14 protein-coding genes are annotated in these 23,968 nt (G+C 44.0%); 10 read left to right on the forward strand and 4 right to left on the reverse strand.

Annotated features, from left to right (window positions below):
• Positions 1-58: 58 nt before the first annotated feature.
• Both BTV98_RS06705 and BTV98_RS06710 read right to left on the reverse strand, forming a co-directional pair.
• Entirely contained in the window at positions 59-1,162 is a 1,104-nt protein-coding gene (locus tag BTV98_RS06705) for a sulfate ABC transporter substrate-binding protein (RefSeq protein ID WP_058368850.1), read from the reverse strand.
• A gap of 263 nt (positions 1,163-1,425) precedes the next feature.
• On the reverse strand, positions 1,426-2,577 hold the full coding sequence (locus BTV98_RS06710) for a sulfate ABC transporter substrate-binding protein (RefSeq protein WP_218612955.1): 1,152 nt from the start codon (positions 2,575-2,577) through the stop codon (positions 1,426-1,428).
• A gap of 331 nt (positions 2,578-2,908) precedes the next feature.
• Here BTV98_RS06710 and BTV98_RS06715 point away from each other — a divergent pair, with 331 nt between their 5' ends.
• The gene (locus BTV98_RS06715; RefSeq protein WP_075103226.1) at positions 2,909-3,436 is read left to right on the forward strand and encodes a hypothetical protein; all 528 of its coding nucleotides are present in this window, start codon (positions 2,909-2,911) and stop codon (positions 3,434-3,436) included.
• Positions 3,437-3,552: 116 nt separating this feature from the next.
• Here BTV98_RS06715 and sat read toward each other — a convergent pair whose 3' ends face one another.
• A complete protein-coding gene (sat, locus tag BTV98_RS06720; RefSeq protein ID WP_075103227.1) occupies positions 3,553-4,806 on the reverse strand; it encodes a sulfate adenylyltransferase in 1,254 nt (417 codons plus the stop codon).
• 238 nt (positions 4,807-5,044) lie between these two features.
• Here sat and BTV98_RS06725 point away from each other — a divergent pair, with 238 nt between their 5' ends.
• From BTV98_RS06725 to BTV98_RS06755, 8 genes are all read left to right on the forward strand, one after another.
• Positions 5,045-6,736: a nitrite/sulfite reductase gene (locus BTV98_RS06725; RefSeq protein ID WP_058368853.1), complete on the forward strand. Its 1,692-nt coding sequence runs from the start codon at positions 5,045-5,047 to the stop codon at positions 6,734-6,736.
• Positions 6,729-7,331 (forward strand): DUF934 domain-containing protein, encoded by a 603-nt coding sequence (locus BTV98_RS06730; protein ID WP_075103228.1) that lies wholly within the window; start codon positions 6,729-6,731, stop codon positions 7,329-7,331. Before BTV98_RS06725 ends, BTV98_RS06730 begins: the two co-directional genes overlap by 8 nt.
• Positions 7,332-7,501: 170 nt before the next feature.
• Positions 7,502-8,140 carry a phosphoadenosine phosphosulfate reductase family protein gene (locus tag BTV98_RS06735; RefSeq protein WP_058368855.1) on the forward strand — a complete coding sequence of 213 codons (639 nt, stop codon included), beginning with the start codon at positions 7,502-7,504 and terminating at the stop codon, positions 8,138-8,140.
• 63 nt (positions 8,141-8,203) lie between these two features.
• Positions 8,204-8,356 (forward strand): hypothetical protein, encoded by a 153-nt coding sequence (locus BTV98_RS13630; RefSeq protein WP_156410081.1) that lies wholly within the window; start codon positions 8,204-8,206, stop codon positions 8,354-8,356.
• Between the two features lie 15 nt (positions 8,357-8,371).
• Positions 8,372-10,087 carry a uroporphyrinogen-III C-methyltransferase gene (cobA, locus tag BTV98_RS06740; RefSeq protein ID WP_058368856.1) on the forward strand — a complete coding sequence of 572 codons (1,716 nt, stop codon included), beginning with the start codon at positions 8,372-8,374 and terminating at the stop codon, positions 10,085-10,087.
• Positions 10,088-10,242: 155 nt separating this feature from the next.
• Positions 10,243-11,859, forward strand: coding sequence for an exonuclease SbcCD subunit D C-terminal domain-containing protein (locus BTV98_RS06745; RefSeq protein ID WP_256713855.1), 1,617 nt, complete (start codon positions 10,243-10,245; stop codon positions 11,857-11,859).
• Positions 11,860-11,950: 91 nt separating this feature from the next.
• Entirely contained in the window at positions 11,951-15,907 is a 3,957-nt protein-coding gene (locus BTV98_RS06750; protein WP_058368857.1) for an AAA family ATPase, read from the forward strand.
• Between the two features lie 41 nt (positions 15,908-15,948).
• The gene (locus BTV98_RS06755; RefSeq protein ID WP_058368858.1) at positions 15,949-17,004 is read left to right on the forward strand and encodes a WG repeat-containing protein; all 1,056 of its coding nucleotides are present in this window, start codon (positions 15,949-15,951) and stop codon (positions 17,002-17,004) included.
• Positions 17,005-17,171: 167 nt separating this feature from the next.
• On the opposite strand, the gene BTV98_RS06760 is transcribed toward BTV98_RS06755, so the two are convergent.
• Positions 17,172-22,052: an NAD-glutamate dehydrogenase gene (locus tag BTV98_RS06760; RefSeq protein WP_058368859.1), complete on the reverse strand. Its 4,881-nt coding sequence runs from the start codon at positions 22,050-22,052 to the stop codon at positions 17,172-17,174.
• Positions 22,053-22,588: 536 nt separating this feature from the next.
• Between BTV98_RS06760 and purD the strand changes: the two genes are divergently transcribed.
• The gene (gene purD, locus BTV98_RS06765; RefSeq protein ID WP_058368860.1) at positions 22,589-23,950 is read left to right on the forward strand and encodes a phosphoribosylamine--glycine ligase; all 1,362 of its coding nucleotides are present in this window, start codon (positions 22,589-22,591) and stop codon (positions 23,948-23,950) included.
• Positions 23,951-23,968: the final 18 nt, after the last annotated feature.

Genomic DNA, 23,968 nt, shown 5'->3' on the forward strand with positions numbered 1-23,968 from the left:
TACCTTATGAGAAGCTATCGTACTTTTTAAGCAGCTCTATTACATTCGTACCAGCTATTTACTGTGGGGCATTAATAGCTAATTGATCGAATACACCGCCATCACTGAAGTAAGTACCCATAATCTCATCCCAAGTGCCAAAAGCATCATTTGGGCGGAAAGTTTCAACTGGTGGTAGTTTGTCACCGTTTTTATCAAGGACACTTTTGACGCTAGGACGTAAGTAAAGGTCAGCGGCCAATTGCTGAGCTGGCTCACTCCATAGGTAATCAAGATACGCTTTTGCCGCGTCCGTAGTACCTTTTTTATCCGTCACTGCCTTAACAATAGCAACAGGACTTTCTGATTTAATAGAGTATTTAGGGTAAACGATATCTACTTGACCAGCGCCAAAATCAGTCGCGGCCAAGTTGGCTTCGTTTTCAAAGGTGACCAAGACATCGCCAATACCGCGTTGAACAAAGGTCGTCGTTGCAGCACGTCCACCGTTTTCATAGACTTTGACATTTTTTAGCATGTCTTTAACATAGTTTTTGGCCTTGTCTTCTTGGTTATCAAAAGCATGTAAACCATAACCGTAAGCACCTAAAAATGCATAGCGACCATTACCTGTGACTTTTGGGTTGGCCATGACGATCTCAATGCCATCTTTGGTTAAGTCTTCCCAATCGCTGATACCTTTTGGATTGTCTTTACGTACCAAAAATACAATGGTACTGGTAAAAGGCACGGCGTTATCAGGAAACTGAGATTCCCAGTCTGCTTCAACCAAGCCTTTTTTCTCTAGTAGCTCGATATCTGAGCCTTGGTTCATGGTAGCGACATCTGCTTGCAGACCGTTGGCCACAGACAATGCTTGTTTACTTGAGCCACCATGTGACTGTTTGATTAGAATATTACTGTCTGGATGCTCGCTTTTATAGTGCTCAACGAATAGTGGGTTGTAGTCTTTATAATAGTCACGTGCCACATCATAAGAGACGTTTAGCAGCTCGATGTTCTGCCCTTCTGATGTCGCCGCTGTACCCTCTGTAGTCGCCGTACTATCTGCCTGCTCATTATTACTACAGCCAGCGATTCCAAGTGTGAGCGCAACGCCTGCAATACTTAATACGCTAAGTGCTTTACTTTTTTGTTGATAGCCTGCCGCGTAAGATGTCATAAATGCCTCAAAAATGTTTGTTATGTAATGCAAGTATGCTAACAGTGCTAGCTTATTATGTTTAATGACTAATATGCGTATGTTATTGCCAAAATGGAATAATAAAGAAAGAACATTAAACTTATTAAGCATTTGGTAAAATTCTGTTGAGGACATTCTAAGTAGAGAGTCAAAGACAGTCATTTTTGGTAGAAACTCTTAACTGATTTTTGCCTAAAAACTGGCAAGCAAATGCGTTAGCAAGTTGCGCGCGACTTAAAACATCATTGCTCTGCCTGTGCCAACTGATCAAAAATTCCACCATCGACAAAGAAATTATCCATAATTTGCTCCCATGACCCAAAGACAGTTATTGGCTCAAAAGTATTGATATCAGGTAGCGTACCTTTATGCGCGGAAAGAACGGCTTTATCACTGGGGCGTAGATACATCTGCGCCATTAACTCCTGTGCAGGCTTATCCCATAAACCTTTTAGGTAAGTATTTGCTGCATCTGCATTACCATTTTTTTCAGTAACAGTATCGACCACGGCGACTGGATTATTAATGGTAATAGAGTAGCTTGGATAAATGAGCTCAGTCTGACCTTTAGCGTATTTTTTGGTGACTAAATGTGCCTCATTTTCAGTCGTGATGAGTACGTCCCCTAGCCCGCGCTGGGTAAAACTGGTCGTTGCGGCACGGGCGCCATTGTCATAAGTGACGACGTTTGCTAGTAACTTTTTAATAAAGTCATCGGTTTTGGCAGAGCTTTGTACGCTTTCTTTAAAATGATTAAGTCCATACCCATACGCCCCTAAAAAGGCATAACGCGCGGTGCCACTCGTTTTAGGGTTTGGCATAACTACATCAACATCATTACGCGCCAGATCCTGCCAATCTTGAATATTTTTTGGATTGCCATCGCGCACCAATAACACCATGGTACTGGTATAAGGTATGGCATTGTTTGGTAATGCTTGCTGCCAATTGGCGCCCACCAAGCCTTTTTCCACCAGTAGGTTCATATCAGTTGCTTGGTTTAGAGTCACTACATCCGCTTGTAAGCCATTAGCGACAGACAGTGCTTGTTTGCTAGAGCCACCGTGCGATTGGTTAATACTCACTTTGCTGCTTGGATGCTCAACTTGATAAGCGCTACTAAATAGTGTGTTGTATTCTTTATAAAAATCGCGTGATACATCATAAGAGACATTCAAAAGACTAATGTTTTTCGCATCGCCCGCTGCTTGTTCTGCATCGTTTTGAGTGGCCTGTGTCGGGCTACAGCCTGTCATTAGTATCAGCGCTGTAAATGCGCTACCTATCATTAAAGTACGCGGTAACATATTTTTCTGGGCGTGTCTTACATTGTGCTTGCTACGAGGCGATGAGGCGTTAGATAAGGCGTTAATAGTTTCGGTAATCAGTTGCATGATAGTTCTCTGCAGAATTGGAGTATTGGATAAAGGTTTATTTTTATTAAAGTATTAAGTGCAGCAGATATTGAGATGAATTATGTGAGGATCGAAGCTATGCTAGCAGCTTGTTTGTTGAGCGCTTAGTGACAATTAGGCTTATCGAGTGATGAACTTGGCATAAGTACCTATCCATTACTCTATAGCTGGCAAGTTTACGTAACGTTTATCCTATAAGGCGATAAGAGAGTTCTGTCCTAGACTGTGGCATACTCTAAACATTTAGCGGATAGTCATGGCTTACCATACATTCTGCCTACCATTCATTAGCGTCAAAGGAGGCTCTTTTATGATTAAATATCAACACCGCCACGCATCCCCTTCTATTGCGATAATACTTTTCGCGACCACTGCCCTCACTACCTTGACAGGTTGTAGCTATAATAATGATTTGATCGTTGATAGTACGGCAAAGAGTGCTACTGTTATTCAAACGCCTGCTATACAAAAGGTCGTTGGTGATTATGCGTCCTCAGGTTATGACAAACGGGCGCAAGGTAGTGATTGGGTGGGAGTCATGGTACGGACAGATGATGCAGATAACAGCGACCAGATTAATATAAAAGTACGTGCTCGTAGCGATGTAAAAAAACCGACCTGCCATTTTGATGGTCAGGCGACCTTGATGGGTCAAGATAAAGCGCACGGCGTTATTTTTCAAACGACCGTTAACGACAGTATGGCTTTTTTTCAATTCAAAGATGGCAAGCTAACTATTGATAGTCAAGATAAGTACGCACTCAATCAGTTTTGTTCTGGCGGCGGTACGCTAGTTGGCGACTATCAGAAGCTTCAAAGCAATTTAGAGCTAACCTAAACTCATTATTAACTCATTATTTTTGACTGCTAAACTTGAATTATTAATAAAAAAAGGTGTCAGACGTTAAATCTGGCACCTTTTTTATCTAGCAATTTTATAAACTATAAAACACCCTATACGGCAGATGCACCAGTTAACTTCACCTCAGCACGGTCATCGATAGCGATACCGGCATAATAATTACGTAAAATCTGCAATACTTCAGGACGGCTAAAGTTGTCTGGTACCTCAAGGTCTTCTGATAGCGCTTTACGCAACTTAGTACCTGATACTTTCACATGCTCAGACGCTTCATGCGGGCAGGTTTTATCAGAAGCCATGGCATTACAAGCATTACACCAAAACGTCCAACCGATCTTTAGCGGCTGAGTAATTAGGTCGTCTTTACCAACATATTCAAAGATAGTCTGTGCGTCAAAGGCGCCATAATAATCACCGACACCCGCATGATCACGACCAACAATCAGATGGCTACAGCCGTAGTTTTGACGGAATACCGCATGTAGTAGTGCCTCGCGCGGCCCAGCATAGCGCATATCTAGCGGATAACCTGCCTGAATAACGGTATCTTGCTTAAAGTAATTATCAATTAAGGTTTTGATGGCCTCTTGGCGAACGTCAGCTGGGATATCACCTGGCTTTAATGCCCCTAGCAATGAATGAATCAAGACTCCATCGCAGATTTCAATGGCAATCTTGGCAAGATACTCGTGCGAGCGGTGCATTGGATTACGCGTTTGGAAGGCGGCGACTGTCTTCCACCCTTTGGCATCCAAAATAGCGCGAGTCTCGCTAGGGGTTTTATAAATCTCTGGATATAAGGTTGGGAACTCGCCTTCGCTTAGCACTTCGACGCTACCTGCAATGTTTACTTCACCTTGGTTAAGTACTTGCTGCACGCCCGGATGCTCAGAATCCGTGGTGGTAAAGACTTGCTGACACTCATGTTCTTTATCGATGGTATAGGTCTCTTCTACCGTTAAGATACCCATAATTTCGCCATCTTGTGCCACTAACGCGACCTTATCACCTTGATTTAGGCTGTCGGCAGTTTCTTTTGGCGCTGATAAAGTGATGGGAATCGGCCAAAACAAGCCAGCGTTGTCGCCACTTTGCAGACGCATATCATCAACCACCCCTTGCCAATTCGCTTGATTCATAAAACCATTTAGCGGCGTAAATCCGCCAATACCCAGCATAATCAAATCGCCACGCTCACGTGAGCTTAGGGTAATCGTCGGCAAGCTGCTGGCAAGTTGCAACGCTTGCTTGCGGGCATCATCCTTTAATAGTAACGGTTTAAGATCCTTGCTGCCATGTGGTGGCACGAGCTTTGATAGTTGTTGATTAGCAGTAGTAGATGTCATTTTTTAAAACCTTTATAGGTGGTGATAAATTGAATAAACATAGGCTACCTAACTTTCTTTATGAAAATTTATGCTGACTTTGGATATGGATATGTCTTAAAGGAATTTATGTTTATAGACGCAAACTTATATGATGGTGCAATTACGGTGTATACACTGCGACTAGCCATAATATTTAGCGCACGCGAATCATTTCCGTTGCGGCTTTAAAGACTAAAAACAACATTGAGATTACGTCATGTATCAATATAATTACGCTGACCAGACCTTGGTAGAGGAACGAGTCGCCCAATTTCGCGACCAAACCGAGCGGTTTTTGGCAGGTGAACTCCCAGAAGAGCAATTTTTGCCGCTGCGTTTGCAGAACGGCCTCTATATTCAACGTTATGCGCCAATGTTGCGTATTGCCATTCCTTATGGGTTACTTGCCAGCTATCAATTGCGTAAATTGGCTGAAATTACCCGTAAATATGACAAAGGCTACGGGCATTTCACGACCCGTACCAATATTCAGCTGAATTGGCCAAAGCTAGAAGATGTGCCAGATATTTTGGCGGAGCTGGCCTCGGTACAGATGCACTCAATACAAACTTCTGGTAACTGTATTCGTAATACCACGACTGATCCTTATGCCGGTATTCATCAAAATGAAATTGCCGATCCACGTCCCTACTGCGAAATCATTCGCCAGTGGTCGACCTTTCATCCTGAGTTTGCTTTTTTACCGCGTAAATTTAAGATTGCTGTGATTGGTACCGATGAGGACCGTGCAGCGACGCAAGTACACGATGTTGGTCTGCACCTTAAGAAAAACGAAGACGGCGAGCTTGGCTTTGAAGTCCTAGTTGGCGGCGGTCTTGGACGTATTCCTGTGCTTGGCAAAGTCATCAATAAGTTTTTGCCACGTCAGCATCTGCTTAGCTATTTAGACGCTATATTGCGTGTCTATAACCTGCATGGTCGGCGTGATAAAGGTAGCAAGTACAAATCACGAATTAAAATCTTGGTCGATACCTTAGGCGGCCCTGCGTTTGCTAAATTGGTCGATGCCGAATGGGAAGCGCATACCAAAGACGGGCCGCTGACGCTGACTGATGCAAACTTTGAGACTGCTACCAGCTTCTTTAGTGAGCCTGATTATGTAGCCTTTGATGCGCTACAAGCACAATCCGATCTACAGCAGCAATTAAGCGCTGATAAAGACTTTGCCAATTGGTATAACCAAAATACCGTGGCACATAAAGTTGCCGGTTATCGGGCGGTGGTAATTTCTCTCAAAGCAGGCTTGGTCGATGGCAAGTATGTACCATCTGGTGATGTCACCCATACCCAAATGGACGCACTCGCTGATCTTGCAGACCAATACAGCTTTGGCGAACTGCGCGGCACCTATCAGCAAAATCTTGTCTTCGCTGACGTGCAAACCAATCAGTTATACGAGCTATGGCAAAAATTGGTCGACCTACATCTGGCCCGTCCGAATATCAACACTTTAACGGACATGATTGTCTGCCCTGGTTGGGATTATTGCTCGCTTGCCAATGCCACCACGCATAATATTGCTGAGCAAATCGAGAAGCAGTTTACTGATTTAGATTATCTATACGATCTTGGCGATATCCGCCTCAATATGTCGGGCTGTATCAATGCCTGTGCACACCATCATACTGGCGATATCGGTATCTTGGGTGTCGATAAAAAAGGCGAAAACTGGTACCAGATCAGCCTTGGCGGCAATTCAAGCAACGATGCCAAGCTTGGCAAAATACTCGGCCGTTCCGTCCCTACTGAAGCGGTCGCTGACACCATTCAAAAGATCGTTGACGTCTATGTCGATCTGCGTGCCACCACCGATAATGACGTTGAAAGCTTTGGCGAATTGGTCGAGCGCGTCGGTATTGATCCCTTTAAGGAGAAGGTCTATGGCTAATCACCACATTTTGGATAGTCACGGCGTCGATATTAGCCATAAAGATAGCTGGCATGCGTTAACCACTGACACATTGCCAGATGGTATCGCCTCGATAGACCTCACTTTACTTGAGCTGCTACAAAGACAAGAAAAACCTGACGTCCTAGTACCACTCGCTGATTTATTGAACGGTTCAGGGGCGCTGGCAAGTGGTTTGGTCAAAGAGGTGTATGAGCTGATAGTCCAGCATAGCAGCCGTATTGGATTATGGGTGACTGCTGATACGGATGCGAATGCACTGACAGAGCTAAGTGAGCTGCTAATAAAGAAGGCGCTCATCGTCATTCATGTTCCTAAATTCGCTGATGGACGCAACTTTAGCTTCGCTCAAACGCTACGTCAAATGGGCTATCAAGGTGAGATTCGTGTCGCTGGCGAGTTTGGCCGTGATCAAATTGCGTATCTATTACGCGTAGGTGTTGACAGCTTTGTGCTCAGTGAGCATGACATGCAACCAGACTCTAAATTTAGTATTTACCAAGCGTTTACTGCCCTTGCTAGCAGTTATGATGGTCGCAATGCCGCCGACTTACCGATGTTTTCGGGCAATTAATTTCTGTTATCTCTCTTTTGAATAGCTAACTTTCTTTTGTAGGCTGTAGCTTTAGCCTAGCTTAAACCTTTGCGAAAGCAAAATGCTGGCTAAAGCTACGGCCTACGACACTCATGTATTAAGCTTTTTCTAACTCACTTGTTAAACTAATCCCATTTAAGGAACGTATTATGAGCCAGTTACACCCAAATATAGATATCGACCAAGCTAACCAAGACCTGCAAGGCAAATCACCAGAAGAAATCGTGGCATGGGCACTAACACAAGCTAAAAACCCAATTATCACCACTAACTTCCGTCCTTATGAATCAGCGATCTTGCATTTGGTCGCCAAGCAGCGCCCCGATATCACCGTATTGTGGGTGGACTCAGGCTACAACACGGACGCGACGTATCAGTTTGCCAATAAAGTTATTCGTGATTTAAACTTAAACGTCATCACTTATATTCCTAAGCAAACGGCCGCCTATCGTGACGCGACCATGAATGGCATCCCAGGCATTGATAACCCACAGCATGATGAATTCACCGATCAAGTAAAACTTGAGCCATTCCGCCGTGCACTAGACGAACTAAAGCCTGACGTGTGGTTTAATGCCATCCGTAAAGATCAAACCGAATTCCGCCAAGGTCTTGATGTGCTTAGCTTATCAAAAGATGGCGTGCTAAAAGTTGCACCTTTATTTGAAAAAACAGACGCTGATTTAGACGTGTATCTTGAAGAGCATAATTTGCCAAATGAGTTTGATTACTTTGATCCGACTAAGGTAGAAGAAAGCCGTGAGTGTGGTTTGCATACGCAGCTGTAGTCACGCGTTGCAGTAACCCATGATTTTAAAATCCCTCTTACCCTTACGTAAGAGGGATTTTTTATGATACATATTTTCCTAATTACTCTCGTATCTATTCCCTTTCCTATCAAAACACACCTTTATCATGACAAAAACGAATATGCTAATGCCAATTCACTACGTGAGCGCATGCCTGTGATACCTCATAATGGTGGCATATTTTATATTGATTGAATAATTGGTGATGCTATGAACACCTTTCCATTGTTTTTTAAATTAGAAGACCGCAAAGTACTGATCGTTGGCGGCGGCGATGTGGCGCTACGTAAAGCCGACTTACTCAGCCGCGCTGGAGCTTGCATTACAATCCTTGCGCCCAATATTAGCGCTGAAATACAAGCCTTGTTATCAGACGATAAGCATGAGCTTATCTATAAAAATTATAATAAAACGTATATGTCAGGTGCACGAGTCATCATCGCGGCAACAGATGACGAGACGCTCAATCATCAAGTTCACGCTGATGCTAGCAATCTTAATATTCCGGTAAATGTGGTTGATACCCCGCATTTATGCGATTTTATATTTCCTGCCATTGTCGATCGCAATCCCATTGTGATTGGTATCTCCTCTAATGGTAAAGCGCCCGTGCTGGCACGTCTACTGCGTGCACGTCTTGAAACTCTAATTCCGCAAGGTTATGGCAAACTGGCCAAGCTTGCTGGTGAGTTTCGAGCAGAGGTAAAAACCAAAATACCAACCCTGACAGGACGTCGACAGTTTTGGGAGCGCGCCTTTGAAGGTCAGGTCAGTCAGCTGATGTTTGCCGGTAATGAGCGTGAGGCCACTGCCCAGCTAAAAGCAGATTTAGAAAGCACGGCAGCTGCTATTGAAAGCAGCGCTAATCGTAGCGTTGACCCTGATGCCCATAACCCGGCTAATAGTCCTGCCACGACGACTAGCCAGCATTCACAGAGCCACAGCACAGAATCACTATCGGCCACTGCGCCTGTAGCAACAGATGAATTAACGGTTACTCAATCAAAACCCGCGCGAGCAGCTGTCGGTGAAGTCTATATCGTCGGTGCAGGCCCTGGTGATCCAGAGCTTTTGACGTTTAAGGCGCTGCGTCTGATGCAACAAGCGGACATCGTCTACTATGATGCCCTAGTTTCTCCGCAAGTATTAGACTTATGCCGCCGTGATGCCGATAAGGTGTTTGTCGGCAAAAAACGCAGCAACCATGCGGTCGCACAACTGGGTATCAATGAGCTGCTCATCAATAGCGCCAAACAAGGCCGCCGTGTGGTACGTCTAAAAGGTGGCGATCCCTTTATTTTTGGGCGTGGTGGCGAAGAGATTGAAAGCTTGCGGGCGCATGGGTTACCTTATCAAGTCGTACCAGGTATCACCGCTGCTAACGCTGCCGCAAGCTATGCTGGTATTCCACTCACGCACCGTGATCACTCGCAGTCGGTGCGCTTTGTCACTGGGTTTTTAAAGGCGGGTGCGCCCAATGAGAAGTTTGAAAACTTACTTGATACCAATGAGACCGTGGTGTTTTATATGGGCCTGCATTCGTTGGCACGTTTGACGACCGGCTTGATTAACGCTGGCCGCTCGTCTGAGACGCCGATTGCGATCGTCTCCAATGCCAGTATGCCCAATCAGCAAGTATTAACTGGTACGCTTGAGAGTATCGTGGAGCTGCAAGAACAAAACCAGCTGCCCACGCCCGCCTTACTTATCATGGGTGATGTGGTAGCGCTGCATAATGATTTGGCGTGGTACAACAAGCATAATAAAGATACCAGCGATACAGAAGATAATTGGTTACGCGCAGGAACAGCCATCACGGACCAAGATGCAAAAAAGCCGATAGACCAGCAAGCCCATGCGCTCTCTATGATTGCTAATTTGGCAGCGCAGCAAGATGAAAGCTTAGAGCAGTTGGTGATTAGTTAATGCTTGCTTTGCGTTACTGACGTCGCGTTTTTAAAATCTAATATAGCCCTACCGATAAGATATTGGCAGGGCTTTTTTATGCGCGTGTAACAGAGCAAAGCTTAGTAATTCTTGCTAGAATGAATGCTTTCTACTCATTGCCTTTAAGCTCAACTATGTCCACACCTACTGATACCAAATCCATGCCTACTAAACCTCTAAATATCTTACATACCTCAGATTGGCATTTAGGGCGCAGGCTGTATGGCCGTATGCGCTATGATGAGTTTGCAGCGTTTTTGGGCTGGCTTGAAACCACTATTAGCGAGCAACACGTAGATGTGCTGATTGTCGCTGGTGATATCTTTGACACCATGACACCAAGTAACCGAGCACAAGCCTTGTATTATGAGTTTTTGGGCCGAGTCTCACGCTCCTGCTGCCAGCATATCGTCATCGTCGCAGGCAATCATGACTCTCCGACTTTTTTGGATGCACCAAGTCATGTGCTTAAGTTCTTAAACGTCCATGTCATCGGCACCGCTTGCGAGGACTTAAACGATGAGGTCTTGGTATTAGATGACACAGACGGCGCGCCGCACTGCATCATCGCCGCTGTGCCTTATCTGCGTGATCGTGATGTCCGTAGCAGTAGCGCTGGTGAGTCGATGGATAGCAAAGATGCTAACGTTATCAAAGGTATTCGCGCTCATTATGATGAAGTCGCTAGCATTGCTAAGGCTCAGCAGGCTAAATTAGCCAAAGCAAACCAGCGTCACATTCCTATCATTGCCACAGGGCATCTATTCGCAGCAGGTGGTACGACTACTGAAGATGATGGTGTGCGTGAGCTTTATGTCGGCTCACTTGGCAAGATCTCCGCTGATATGTTTGATGAAAGCTTTGACTATGTGGCACTTGGGCATTTGCATGTCCCGCAGCGTGTTGGTGGTCGTGAGAGCATTCGCTATTCAGGCTCGCCTATCGCCATGGGTTTTGGTGAGGCTAAGCAACAAAAACAAGTATTGCTGGTACAGTTTGGTGCAGTAGAAAATGAGTTTAGTAATAAAAAACCAACGTCAAATAGTACCGCTGGAAGCAGTATGCCTCAGCTCACCAATACAGTGACCAAGATTGAGAAATCGGTAGAAAAAGCTGCTAAAAAAGTAGCAGGTCAGGCAACTGATTTTATGGATGACTTGTTTGGCTTTGATGACTCAGTAGAAAGTGATGTAAAGGAAGAAAGCACGGTTGAAGAAGGGTTAGCTCAGACAGGTGCTACGCAGAGTATTATTGATAATAATTCAACTGATATCAACTTAAAAGTAACCTCCCCTTTAACCTCTCAACTACTACATCATGATAATTTATGTCAAATGCAGGTCATCTCCCTACTTATTCCAAAATTTCAAAAATTGGCGCAAATTTCAGGTGATTTGGAGTCTATTAATAAGACTATTGATAAAACCATCCAAGCTCTTGATGCAGAAGAAGCCGTTTGGCTTGAAATTATTTATACGGGTGATGACGTGGTCAGCGAGTTGCGTGAACATATTCAGATGATGGTAGATGGCTTGCCGTGTGAGGTATTAAAAATAAAAAACACACGTACTTATAATAAAGTTTTGAACCAACAGCAAATCTCTGAGACCCTACAAGATTTAAATGAGGAAGAAGTATTTGAGCGCTGCTTAATTGCTCACAATATTCCTGATGAGCAAAAATCATCCTTACGTGACGCGTATGATCAAATCGTTTATAACTTGCGTCATGAAGACACTGAGGCTGAATAATAGCAGCGCATTTTGGATGCCAGCCAACAACTTCTTCACTTTTCATCACTATTCTCTTTATCACTGCTCTATATAAAAATAAGATCTGCCCATGCGACTGATAGAACTACGACTCAAAAACTTGAACTCCCTAAAAGGCGAATGGCACATTGATTTTAGTGATTCCGCTTTTTTAAATGAAGGCATTTTTGCCATTACTGGGCAGACGGGTGCTGGCAAGACCACCATATTGGATGCGATTTGCTTAGCACTTTATAGTCAAACGCCAAGATTGGGTGATATTACCGGCTCAACGAACGAAATAATGACCCAAGGTACGGGTGAATGCTCGGCAGAAGTTATTATCGAAATAGATTCCAAGCGTTATCAGTGCTACTGGTACCAGCATCGCGCCCACAAAAAAGCCAAGGGCAACCTATTACCGATTAAGCATGAGATTAGTGAGGTCAAAACCGGCAAGATTTTAGAAGAGAAAAAGTCTAAGACATCCGCCTATATTCAAGACCTTATCGGCATGGATTTCAATCAATTTACCCGCTCTATCATGCTAGCACAGGGCAGTTTTGCCGCGTTTTTAAAGTCTGATATTGGCGATAGAGCAGCGATTTTAGAGAAAATAACGGGCACTGCTATCTATGCAAAAATATCGTTGAACGTACATGAAAAGAAACGCTTTGAAGAAGAAGTGCTTGGTAAGCTACAAGCGGGCGTTAATAGCTTATCATTATTAAGTCTTGAAGATGAAAAGCTACTGGCAGCAGAATTAGAGACCCTTAATCAACAGCAAAGTATACAGCGACAAACATTCAAAACCCTGAGTGAGCAACTGCAGTGGCTGGATAGTGTTGGGCAGCTACAAAAAAATCTGTCGAACTATCAGACCGAGTTTGCAGCAGCACAGCAGATACAGACAGACTTTAACCCAGAAGCACAGCGCCTAGATATTGCTAATAAAGCCTTGGAGATTAACAGCCACTTCCGAGAGTTAAGTTATAGCCGTGATATGGTCAAGCGGCTGGGTACTGAACAACAGGATTTGCTCAGTAAGACTCCAATTCAACAAGCAGCGCTTGCACAAGCCACGACCCATCTAAATAGCGTTAATGGGCTTGAAAAGCAAGCTACAGACAATCTGCAAGCCACTCTGCCTATCATTGCCAAAACGCGCGAGTTGGATGCTGAGATAAAACAGCAATCTCATTCTTTAGCCGATGATGATCGACGTAAAAATGTATTAGTCAATAATACGCAACGATTACGTCAAGAAATAGACAGCCACAAGCAAACAGAACAAGAGATCAGAGATCAATTTAGTAGTATAGAGAAGTATTTTAGCGATTATCAAGAGCTAAATGATCTTGATACAGATATGGCGACCTTTGATAGCAGCTGTCGCCGATTAAAGGCGCTGCTAGAAGATAATGTCAGCTTAGCGGCGGATAAACTCACGCATGACAATCAATCCAGCCAGCTACAAGCTCATTTCGATAAACTATCTAAGCAACAAGACGCAGATGTGTTGTTAATTAAGCAAAAACGCGAGCAATTGGTCAGCGTACAACAGCAGCAAGACGCACTTACCCAAAAACAATCGCTTGCTAGTATGCGCGGCGAGCAAGAGCAAGTGGATCAGATCAACACTCAGATTGCGCAAGCCAGCTTTAAGCTACAGCAGCTATCCGATCTTGCTCGCCAAATCAAAAAGACCAACCTCTCGCTACCAACGCTAACCGAGGAACTAACGACCTTAGCAGGATTGATTGCTGATCATCAATCAGATATTCAAGACACTAAGCTCAAGAGGCAAGAAAAGCAAGAGCATCTGAGTTTACTACAGAAGGTCGCTGGGCTTGAGGACTACATAGCAGAACTAGAAGATGGCTTGCCCTGCCCGCTATGCGGTGCGCTGGAACATCCTTACGGTAAACATCATCCATTATTAGACAGTAATAATATCGATGACAATGTCGAGCAAAACCAGTCGTCCACAATAAAACAGACTAAGACGCAACAAACTCAGCAGCAAATAGCGGAACTAGAGACCGTTATTGATAACCTTGAGCAGGCTCTATCAACATACAATATCGAATATGCCACAAAAAAAGAGACGCTGAACAACCAAGAGCGACAACTAGCGCCCCTACAGCAGCAATCCACAACCTTATTTAGAGATATTCAGGACAACATAGCCGTACTATTTGAGCCTAAAAATAACTATTCTGAAGCAATCGCAGTAATTATCAATCCTCTTAATAAGATAGGTGATGATATCAATGCGACCATCACAAATATAGATCATAGCTTATCTTTATTAGACACTGCCAAACACAACCTGACTGAACATAAACAGTCTCTGAAAACCATAGTGGTCGAATATGACAACCTAACTGAAAGTGCGGCAAAGCTCAGTACTGCTATCGAAGCTGATGAAAAACAGCAACGTGCAGTCAGTCACGATATTAATAATTTAACAACTGACATCAAGCTTAACTCACAAAAAGTTGATGGAATAAAAGATAAGATCGCCGCTAATTTCTCAGAGCTAGCGCCCATTATGACTACCGTTTCATCTCTAACGCATAAATACCCAGCGGATAAATATCAAGAGCACTTAAACTCAACTATAGCGCTCAATGCGGCAGACTTATCTGATGCCCTTAAGCAACTAGATAATAGTTTTAATAAGCAAACGGTAATGGACAGCGCAGATTATAATTGTCACATTGAAAAATTACGTCAACAGCGCAGCACTTTAAACCAGTTAAAACGACAATTTAATGAGCAGAAAAATAGCCAACAGCAGCTAACCAATACCTTAAGCAGTTTGAGCGCGCAGATTGAAACCAAGCAAGCACAGCTGAGCAATGATGACACAGCGCTCAAAGAGCTAGAGCGCTTAATCGCTCATAAAGCAAACGCTATCGAACAATTAAAGCAAAATAGAACAGAGGTTTTTGCAGATAAAGATACAGACAATGAAGAGACTCAATTACGTAGTACGGTTGATGCAGCTAAAACCAAGCAAGTAGTAGCACAAAGGCAACTAGATTCCGTACAGCAGGCTCTAGAGCAATTAAAGATTAGAGAGGAGCAACTAGCAGCAGAGTTACAGTCGGCGACTACCACACTGAATACGCAGCAAAGCACCTTTACGGATTTACTCGCAGAGTCACAGTTCGTCGATGAAGCTGCTTTTGTGAGTGCCCGTCTGCCGAAAGAAGAACGCGAAGCACTACACGCACGTAAATTGGCGATTGACAATGCATTGCATCAAGCTAAGTTGCAGTTGGACAGCACTCAGCAAGCGTTAGAGCAAAAACTTGCAACGCCTATGACTGATGAAGACCGAGAAACGCTTGCAAGTCAGCATCAGCAAATACAAACAGATATTGACGAGTTAAGTCAAAAAATCGGTGCGATTGACCAAAAGCTCAAGGATAATGACGACCGTAAAGGTGAACAAGCGGCACAGCTCATTGCGATTGATGAGCAAAAACAAAAACTACAAGTTTGGCAACAGCTACATACGCTCATTGGGTCAGCTGATGGTAAAAAATATCGTACCTTTGCCCAAGGTCTTACCTTTGACATTATGATCAAGCATGCCAACGCGCAACTACAAAAAATGAGCAATCGTTATCTACTCATTCGCGATGAAAACAGCCCTCTTGAGCTGAATGTCATTGACAACTATCAAGGCGGCGATATTCGCAGTACCAAAAACCTCTCTGGTGGCGAAGGCTTTATTATCAGCCTAGCACTCGCGCTTGGACTGTCACAGATGGCCAGTCATAATATCCGCGTTGACTCGTTATTTTTGGATGAAGGCTTTGGCACGCTCGATGAGGACTCACTTGATATTGCGCTCGATACTTTGACTAGTCTGCAACAAGAAGGCAAGCTAATTGGGGTTATCTCCCACGTACAAGCCCTAAAAGAGCGCATTCTAACCCAGATCAAGGTCGACAAACTCTCTGGCGGCTTTAGTCAAATCAGCGGACAAGGCTGTCGCCGAATTACCAATTCTACCGATGAAAAAGCCTCGTAAATTCAGACAGTCGTTAAAGGTATGATAATGAGGAAATAGCGATGACTAACAAATTAGCGCTCTTAACATGGATATCTATTTTGTCTGCCGGCTCTATCATTACACTCACCCCTGCCCACGCTACCATCAGCTGTGCCGGTTACTTACCCAATAGCTATTTTGAGCGTATCGAAAATAATGATAAATTCGCTGGCAAGCTAGTCAAACAAGACAATGATACGCAGCAGCTACAAGACCTAAATGGTAATGTCATCCTAGACAATTTGACCGATGCTTATATATTGATGGACTCTTATTTGCTTGCCAAACAGCACGGAAAATATGGCGTATCAAATGCCGCTGGCAAGATTATCGTGCCTTTTAAGTATGACGAGATTCAAACAGAGCCTGGTATTGCGACCAGCTTTATTGTCAGTGTTAACATCTCAGACAATGCCAGCAATGCCACTAAACAAGGCATCATCAATCGTCATGGTGACTGGGTTTATCCGTTAGCTAGTGTTCGTATCCAGCACGCACACTACGATTCTGATTATGACCAAAATTTCTTTACAGTTACTAAGGACAAAGGGCTGACTGGACTGCTCGATGACAGAGGTTATTGGGCTGTAATGCCGCAGTATGATGCAATTCATCCGCTGAACGCTTGTACGGGCGAGCCTTTGTATTTACAAGTCAGCCTGCAAAACAAGACCGCGCTTATTGACCAGAATGACGATGTCATCATTCCACTAGCAGCCAACCAACATATTGAGTCTTTTAATAGTAGTGTAAACCCCCTGCTTTTTCTGCGCAGTACTTTAATCACTGGTAGCACAGCTACTGGCATGAGCGAAGATATTCAAGACGATATCAAGAGCGCCCAAATTATTGATGCCAATGGCAAACTGATTCTCTCTTCGGACGCGCCCATTAGAAAGCTGTTATATCACCAACTTTATACTTATAAGCAAGCTGGCAAGATTGGTTTGATTAACGATAAAGCCAATGTCGTATTAGAGCCACAGTTTGATAACTATCGTGATGACGCGGATAAAGTCTGGCTTGAAAAAAATGGCGAAATGATGCGTCTAAATACATTGCTTAAATTGGACTAAGCGTTTACTTTATCAGCTTTACTGTTTTTTGATTTTAATAAGTATATGCCCTACACAATAAAAAACCCCACCGCTAATCCATAACGGTGGGGTTTTATTTTAAAAACTTTTGCTGATTCAAGCGATTCTATTAAGCAGCCTACACTTTGTAGTCTGCATTTAGAGCGCTACTTAGTAGCCAAGCCGCTAAGCTCACTCATCAGTACTGACAATGTTGATAAACCAACCTGTCCATCTTCATCTCCACTATAGAGCTCATCGAGCTTGTGCATTTCCGTCTCGACAGACCCTAGCTGATCGAGATGACGTGAACGCCACTCGCTAAAGGCTTGCTTGGCATCTGGTTTTGATAATAAGGCATCCATTAGTAGACGCAAGCTACGTGATAGCTCATTTACTAAGGCGTGGCGTGCACGGCGATCCCAGTAGTCGTGCTGCGGTAAAGTGGCAATATTATCCATCATCCAATCTAACTGCAAGACGTGATACGCCTCGAAGTATAGTGTTGCAATTTCATCGACAGGACGTTCATATTGCTCAGCCAGTAACGCCGCATCAAGGGCATCAACGTGATAAGGCAACATAGCAAACATCGTCGCATCACTTTCGGTCAGATCCTCTTGCATTAAGCTTGTGGCATCTTCTTGCAAGTACTCTGCAAATTGCTGCTCAATGAACCCGCCTGACTTGGTTAATTTCTCGACACTATCTCTAAAGCGGCTAATCATGTCAGCGACTTGCAAGTCTTGCCCAAAGGCATTGATAAACCAAACAACACCTTGCTCAAGCGCATCGCGTAGACGTAGCTCAAGGTTTAACAACAGTGTTGCATCGATCTGATTATCTAGCGCTTCAAGCGCTTTCCATGCTATTGATACATTGAAGACATCACGGCTAATCGCATAGCCACGAATGATGGTTGCCAACGATTGGTCTGTTTCCTCATAAAGACGGAATAGAGCCTCGATACCTAAGCGGTTAACCACACTATTGGTCAGATAAGTACTGACAATCTCGCGATGCAAGCGGTGCTCAGTCATCTCATCAAAGAAGCGTGAAGCCAGCTCATCAGGGAAGTACTTACGTAACTCATTGACGAAGTACGGATCATCTGGCAAATCAGACAACAACAAGTTGTCATACACCCACATTTTGCCATAAGCCATGACGACTGCTAGCTCCGGATTGGTCAGGCCAGTAGTTGCTTTTTGACGTTTGGCAATCTCTTCATCTGATGGTAAATACTCAATCGCGCGATCCAGACGCCCTTCACCTTCTAACATTTGAATGAAGCGCTGATGATCACTTAAATTGGCTGCCGCACGAATGTGGCTAAGCTCAATCGCTTGTGGTTGTAAATAGTTTTGGCGCAGTACCAGCTCTGCTACGGTATCGGTCATAGACTCTAACAGCTCATTACGCTGCTTTAAGGTCATATCGCCCTGCTCGACTACTTTACCAAGTAAGATTTTGATATTAACTTCGTGATCTGAGCAGTTTACACCACCTGAGTTGTCGATAGCATCAGTATAAATGCGGCCACCTGTTTGCGCGTATTCGATACGGCCTTGCTGAGTAAAGCCTAAGTTACCACCTTCCCCGACGACTGCCGTACGTAGCTCGTTACCATTGATACGTACGGCATCGTTAGCACGGTCACCCACATCGGCATGACTCTCGTCCTCACTTTTCACATACGTACCGATACCACCGTTCCAGATGAGATCAACAGGTGACTTCATCAATGCTGTGATAAGCTCGTTTGGTGCAAGGTTGTCTTCACTGATATCGAACAGCGCTTTCATCTCAGCACTGATGGCAATGCTCTTATCTTGACGCGAGAATACACCACCGCCTTGACTGATAAGCGATTTGTCATAATCATCCCACGTCGAGCGTGGCATTTCAAACAAGCGTTCACGCTCGACATAAGAAGTAGCAGTATCTGGATTAGGATCGATAAAGATATGTAGATGGTTAAAGGCAGCGACCAGCTTGGTATGGGTGGATCTCAGCATACCATTACCAAATACATCACCGCTCATGTCACCGATACCGACTACAGTAAAGTCATCACGGTTTTGGATGTCCATGCCGCGCATACGGAAGTGACGCTTGACCGACTCCCAACCACCACGCGCTGTGATACCCATGGCTTTGTGGTCATAACCAACTGAGCCTCCTGAAGCAAAGGCATCATCAAGCCAAAAGTTATACTCGCTTGATAAAGCATTAGCAATATCAGAAAAACTTGCCGTGCCTTTATCGGCAGCTACTACCAAGTATGGATCATCTTCATCATGACGCACAGTGTTGGCTGGCGGGACAATTTTTCCATCAACGATATTATCGGTTACATCAAGCATACCGCGTAGGAACGTCTGATAACAGGCGATACCTTCGGCTTGAAAGGCCTCACGACCATCTGCCATGGTTTTGGTTTTGACTATAAAGCCGCCTTTGGAACCAACAGGGACAATAACAGCGTTTTTGACCATTTGCGCTTTGACCAGACCGAGCACTTCGGTCCGAAAATCTTCCATACGATCTGACCAACGCAGACCGCCACGTGCCACTTTACCACCACGTAGATGCACCGCTTCTACGCGCGGCGAATAGACGAAGATTTCAAACATAGGCTTAGGCTTGGGCAGATTAGGAATGTCTGCTGCCAAGAACTTAAACGATAAACGGTCTTTACGTTGGCCATCGCTATCAGTTTGATAAAAGTTGGTACGTACCATGGCTTTGATAAGGTCCAAGTACCAACGTAAGATACGATCTTCATCTAGGCTATCTACATCTGCCAATGCTGCTGTAACTTGCTGCTCAATCTGCGCTGTTTTCTTATTGCGTTCCTCTTCGCTGTATTTAGGATTCATACGTGCATCGAATAGACTGCCTAATGCCACACTGATTGCATTATTTTTGACGACCGTTTGTTGGATGTAGGCACTAGAGAATGGCGCTCTTGCTTGTATCATATAACGAGACAATGCGCGTAATACGACGACATCATAAGTGTCTAGTTTGGTAATCAATACCAGCTCGTTAAAAGAGTCACTCTCAACGCGCCCAGCCCAAATTTGTTTTAAGCTGTCCTCAAACTGACCACGTACCACTTGCATGTTGACAGTATTGACGTTTTCTAGGATTAGCTCATACTCTTGCATCCAGATCGGCTGATCTGGCAAGTCAAACTCATATGTCTGTGCTGAGATAACTGACACACCGAAGTTTTCTAGAATCGGTAGTACTTTAGATAAAATCACTGGTTGATTGCGGCCGTACAGTTTTAGATGCAACTGATTACCTGCATCTCCTGTTGATTGGTATAAATGCCAAATCATGGGCTGCTCATCGTTCAAGCTTGCCAGACGCTTGGTATCCTCAACCGCAGTACGCGCATCAAAACGCTCTTCGTAAGCTGCAGGAATATAATTTAAGAAGCGACGCTTTAGAGCATTGGCTTGCTGCTCACCGACATTATCAAGCAGCATTTTTTGATAATGATCGCTCCATGATTGCATGAGTGCTGATAGCTCGGACTCAAGTGCCGCTGTATCTACCTCATTAACTTGGCCTGGTACCGTACGTACGTGCACATGTACGCGGGCGTGTTCAGATTCATTGAATTCGGTAGTAAAACCAGATGAGGTGCCACCATAAGCATCTTTTAATACTTGCTGTACTTCAATGCGCAGTTCGGTATTGAATTTATCGCGCGGAATATAAACCAAGCACGACACAAAACGTTGATAATGGTCGATACGGCTAAATAAGCGTAGACTCTTTTTATCTTGTAATTGGCTAATACCAGAGACGATAGGATATAACTCTTCAACGCTGGCTTGAAACAAATCATCGCGTGGTAACGTGTTGATGACGTGCATCATTTTATAATAAGCATGGCCTGCACGTGGTAAGTCAGCCATTGCCATGATTTTGTTGGCTTTTTCACGTAATAGTGGGATTTGTTGTACCGTAAGCTGATAGGCTTGTGAGGTCAATAAACCAATAAAGCGATACTCGCCGACTAGTCTGCCATTATCGTCAAACTTATGAATCCCCAAAAAATCCATATAGACTGGGCGATGGATAGGTGATACACGGCTTGACTTAGACAACATAAGTACACGTGGTTCAGTCAAAAGTTGCTTGAGCTCGCTTGGTAGTCTATCAAAGCTTTCAGATAGCTTATCTTCTGCAGCACCTCGTAGTAGACCAAGACCACTATTACCGATCGCAAACAAATCTAGGTCCGCGTCTTTATTGGTACCACCCTGTTTACTCTCGGCAGACGTATTAGTAACGTCAATATAGTTGCCACCTTCAAGGCGATATTCTCGATAGCCTAAAAAGATAAAATGATCATCTAAAATCCAATCTAAAAATGCCTGGATTTCTTGCTGAGAATAAAAGACCTCTGGCAACGGTTTTTGTGACAACTCAACTTTGATATCGGCCAAACGCGAGCGCATCTCTTTCCAGTCGCCAACCACGGTATCAAGCGTATCAACTTTGTCTAAAAGTATCTGATGTAGCGCATCTAGTTCGCCATCATCTTGATAGGCAATCTCGCAGTGAATGAGCGACATATGAGAAGTGGCACTTTCATGTGCATTATCGACTTGGGTCAGATGGCCGTCTTCGTCACGCTTTACACTAATAATTGTATTATAAGTACGGTGAACATCGATTCCTTGAGCTTCAAGGCTCATAAGCATCGTATCTACCAAAAATGGACGATCGTATGCCACCATTTGGATAACAGTATGCGAGCTATGAAAATGCTGCTCTTCAGCGATAGGATTAAAAACCGCTAACTGCGGCTTACTACCTTCATAGGCTTTTAGTAGCGTAAAGTGATGCAATGCCATACCTGCTAAATCAGCATCACTTATGACGTCCGCAGTTTCATGATGCAGCGGTCGATAATAGCTGTTGATAAAGTGATCAAGTAGTGATTTGTCTTTTTGCACATAACTGGTTGCAATATCACTTATCTGGCCAATACGCTCTTTTGTGATACCAAGAGAATTGGGCATAGCATTTGTCCTTTTTATAAGTTTGATTTTTTTGATTAATTGTCGATTACGTTTTTGTTTGACACACTAAGGCGTGACCTTATTTCTGTCCTATCCAAAGTTTATTGTTCAGATTGAAGAATTACCCTAGTGCATAAACATCCTTGACTTGTACACCACGCTAGTCTATTGAATTGTAACGCACCTATCAGCATAGCTAAAGTGTAAAAAATTATTTCATGTATACGTATTGTCTTGATAACCTTTATTCATAAGATAATTGTTCATTATATCGTTAATTTGATGGTAATAAATTTTAAATATTCTTTTATATAGATATTCTACGCTGTTGTTAAAATAATATTGAACAAATTTTGACTGAATAGAATTCAAAGCCAAGGTTTATGTGTCGATTTCTTATTAGAATGCTGCATGGAGTAAGGTTAACAGATGGATACGAATGGCAATGAGTGAGACTTTTTTGTTAGAATACGGCAGTATGTTTAACAGTACTTCATTGATTCGCTATTAACGCTTAATTAAGGGTAAGATGTATGATGAATATTTTGGTGATCGGCTCAGGTGGTCGCGAACACGCATTGGCTTGGCAGTGTGCCAAAGATGATAATGTGCAGCGTGTCTATGTCGCACCTGGTAACGCTGGCTCTGCTTTGGAACCCAAATGCCAAAATGTTGTCCTAGAATCTACCAATAATGACGCTAGTGAGCATAGTGCTGTCATCGAATTTTGCCAAAACAATGCCATTGATATGGTCATCGTTGGTCCTGAAGCTCCATTGGTTACAGGTATTATCGATGCTTGCCGTGACGCTGGTATCAAAGCATGGGGGCCGACTGCTTATTGCGCCCAGTTAGAAGGCTCAAAGACCTTTGCCAAAGAATTTATGGCTCAGAACAACATCCCAACCGCAGCTTATCAAGGCTTTACCGATGCTACTGCTGCCAAAACCTACGTCGATGAGCAAGGCGCACCGATCGTCATCAAAGCAGACGGTTTAGCCGCTGGTAAAGGCGTCATCGTGGCTGAGACTATTGAGCAGGCCCATGAAGCTATCGATGATATGCTGGCGGACAATAAGTTCGGTGATGCTGGCAGTCGCGTGGTGATTGAGCAGTTTTTGCAAGGCGAGGAAGCCAGCTTTATCTGTATGATCGATGGTGACAATATCTTACCGATGGCGACCAGCCAAGATCACAAGCGTGCTTATGAAGGCGATACTGGCCCTAATACAGGTGGCATGGGCGCGTACTCTCCAGCACCAGTGGTCACCCAAGACGTGCATAATAAAGTGATGGCGCAAGTGATTCAGCCAGTGGTTGATGCTATGAAAGCCGCAGGTCATCCTTATACTGGCTTTTTGTATGCAGGTCTGATGATTGATAAGTCAGGCGACCCTTATGTTATTGAATTTAACTGCCGTTTTGGTGATCCAGAAACGCAGCCTATTTTAATGCGTTTGCAGTCATCGATGATAGACTTAATCGCTCAAGGGCTGGCAGGTCATCTGCCTCATGAAGCTAAATGGGACACGCGCCCTGCTCTTGGTATCGTCCTTGCCTCTAAAGGCTATCCTGAAAGCTCATCGAAAGGTGATGTGATTGCTGGCTTGCCAGAGTTGGATGCCGATAATACCAGCTTGGTCAAAGTCTTTCATGCTGGTACCGCATTTTCTCAAGATGGCACTACCATTGATTCACAAAAAGTAAGTCATAACAACGATAACAATGCAAAAGAAGTGATTACAAACGGTGGCCGTGTATTATGCGTGACGGCTTTAGCGGATAGCATTTTAGACGCACAGCAAGCAGCACTAGCCGTGACAGCTGCTATTAGTTTTGATGGTGCGCATTATCGCCGTGATATAGGTCATCATGCTATTGCACGTGAGCAGTCTTAGGTTCACTTATATTCAAGA

The sequence above is a fragment of the Psychrobacter sp. Cmf 22.2 genome (genome assembly GCF_001921745.1).
Lineage (GTDB): Bacteria > Pseudomonadota > Gammaproteobacteria > Pseudomonadales > Moraxellaceae > Psychrobacter.

Coding starts and splice junctions, on each gene's coding strand:
- BTV98_RS06705 (WP_058368850.1), bottom strand. CDS start 1,162: ATGACATCTTACGCGGCAGGCTATCAACAAAAAAGTAAAGCACTTAGC.
- BTV98_RS06710 (WP_218612955.1), bottom strand. CDS start 2,577: ATGCAACTGATTACCGAAACTATTAACGCCTTATCTAACGCCTCATCG.
- BTV98_RS06715 (WP_075103226.1), top strand. CDS start 2,909: ATGATTAAATATCAACACCGCCACGCATCCCCTTCTATTGCGATAATA.
- sat (WP_075103227.1), bottom strand. CDS start 4,806: ATGACATCTACTACTGCTAATCAACAACTATCAAAGCTCGTGCCACCA.
- BTV98_RS06725 (WP_058368853.1), top strand. CDS start 5,045: ATGTATCAATATAATTACGCTGACCAGACCTTGGTAGAGGAACGAGTC.
- BTV98_RS06730 (WP_075103228.1), top strand. CDS start 6,729: ATGGCTAATCACCACATTTTGGATAGTCACGGCGTCGATATTAGCCAT.
- BTV98_RS06735 (WP_058368855.1), top strand. CDS start 7,502: ATGAGCCAGTTACACCCAAATATAGATATCGACCAAGCTAACCAAGAC.
- BTV98_RS13630 (WP_156410081.1), top strand. CDS start 8,204: ATGATACATATTTTCCTAATTACTCTCGTATCTATTCCCTTTCCTATC.
- cobA (WP_058368856.1), top strand. CDS start 8,372: ATGAACACCTTTCCATTGTTTTTTAAATTAGAAGACCGCAAAGTACTG.
- BTV98_RS06745 (WP_256713855.1), top strand. CDS start 10,243: ATGTCCACACCTACTGATACCAAATCCATGCCTACTAAACCTCTAAAT.
- BTV98_RS06750 (WP_058368857.1), top strand. CDS start 11,951: ATGCGACTGATAGAACTACGACTCAAAAACTTGAACTCCCTAAAAGGC.
- BTV98_RS06755 (WP_058368858.1), top strand. CDS start 15,949: ATGACTAACAAATTAGCGCTCTTAACATGGATATCTATTTTGTCTGCC.
- BTV98_RS06760 (WP_058368859.1), bottom strand. CDS start 22,052: ATGCCCAATTCTCTTGGTATCACAAAAGAGCGTATTGGCCAGATAAGT.
- purD (WP_058368860.1), top strand. CDS start 22,589: ATGAATATTTTGGTGATCGGCTCAGGTGGTCGCGAACACGCATTGGCT.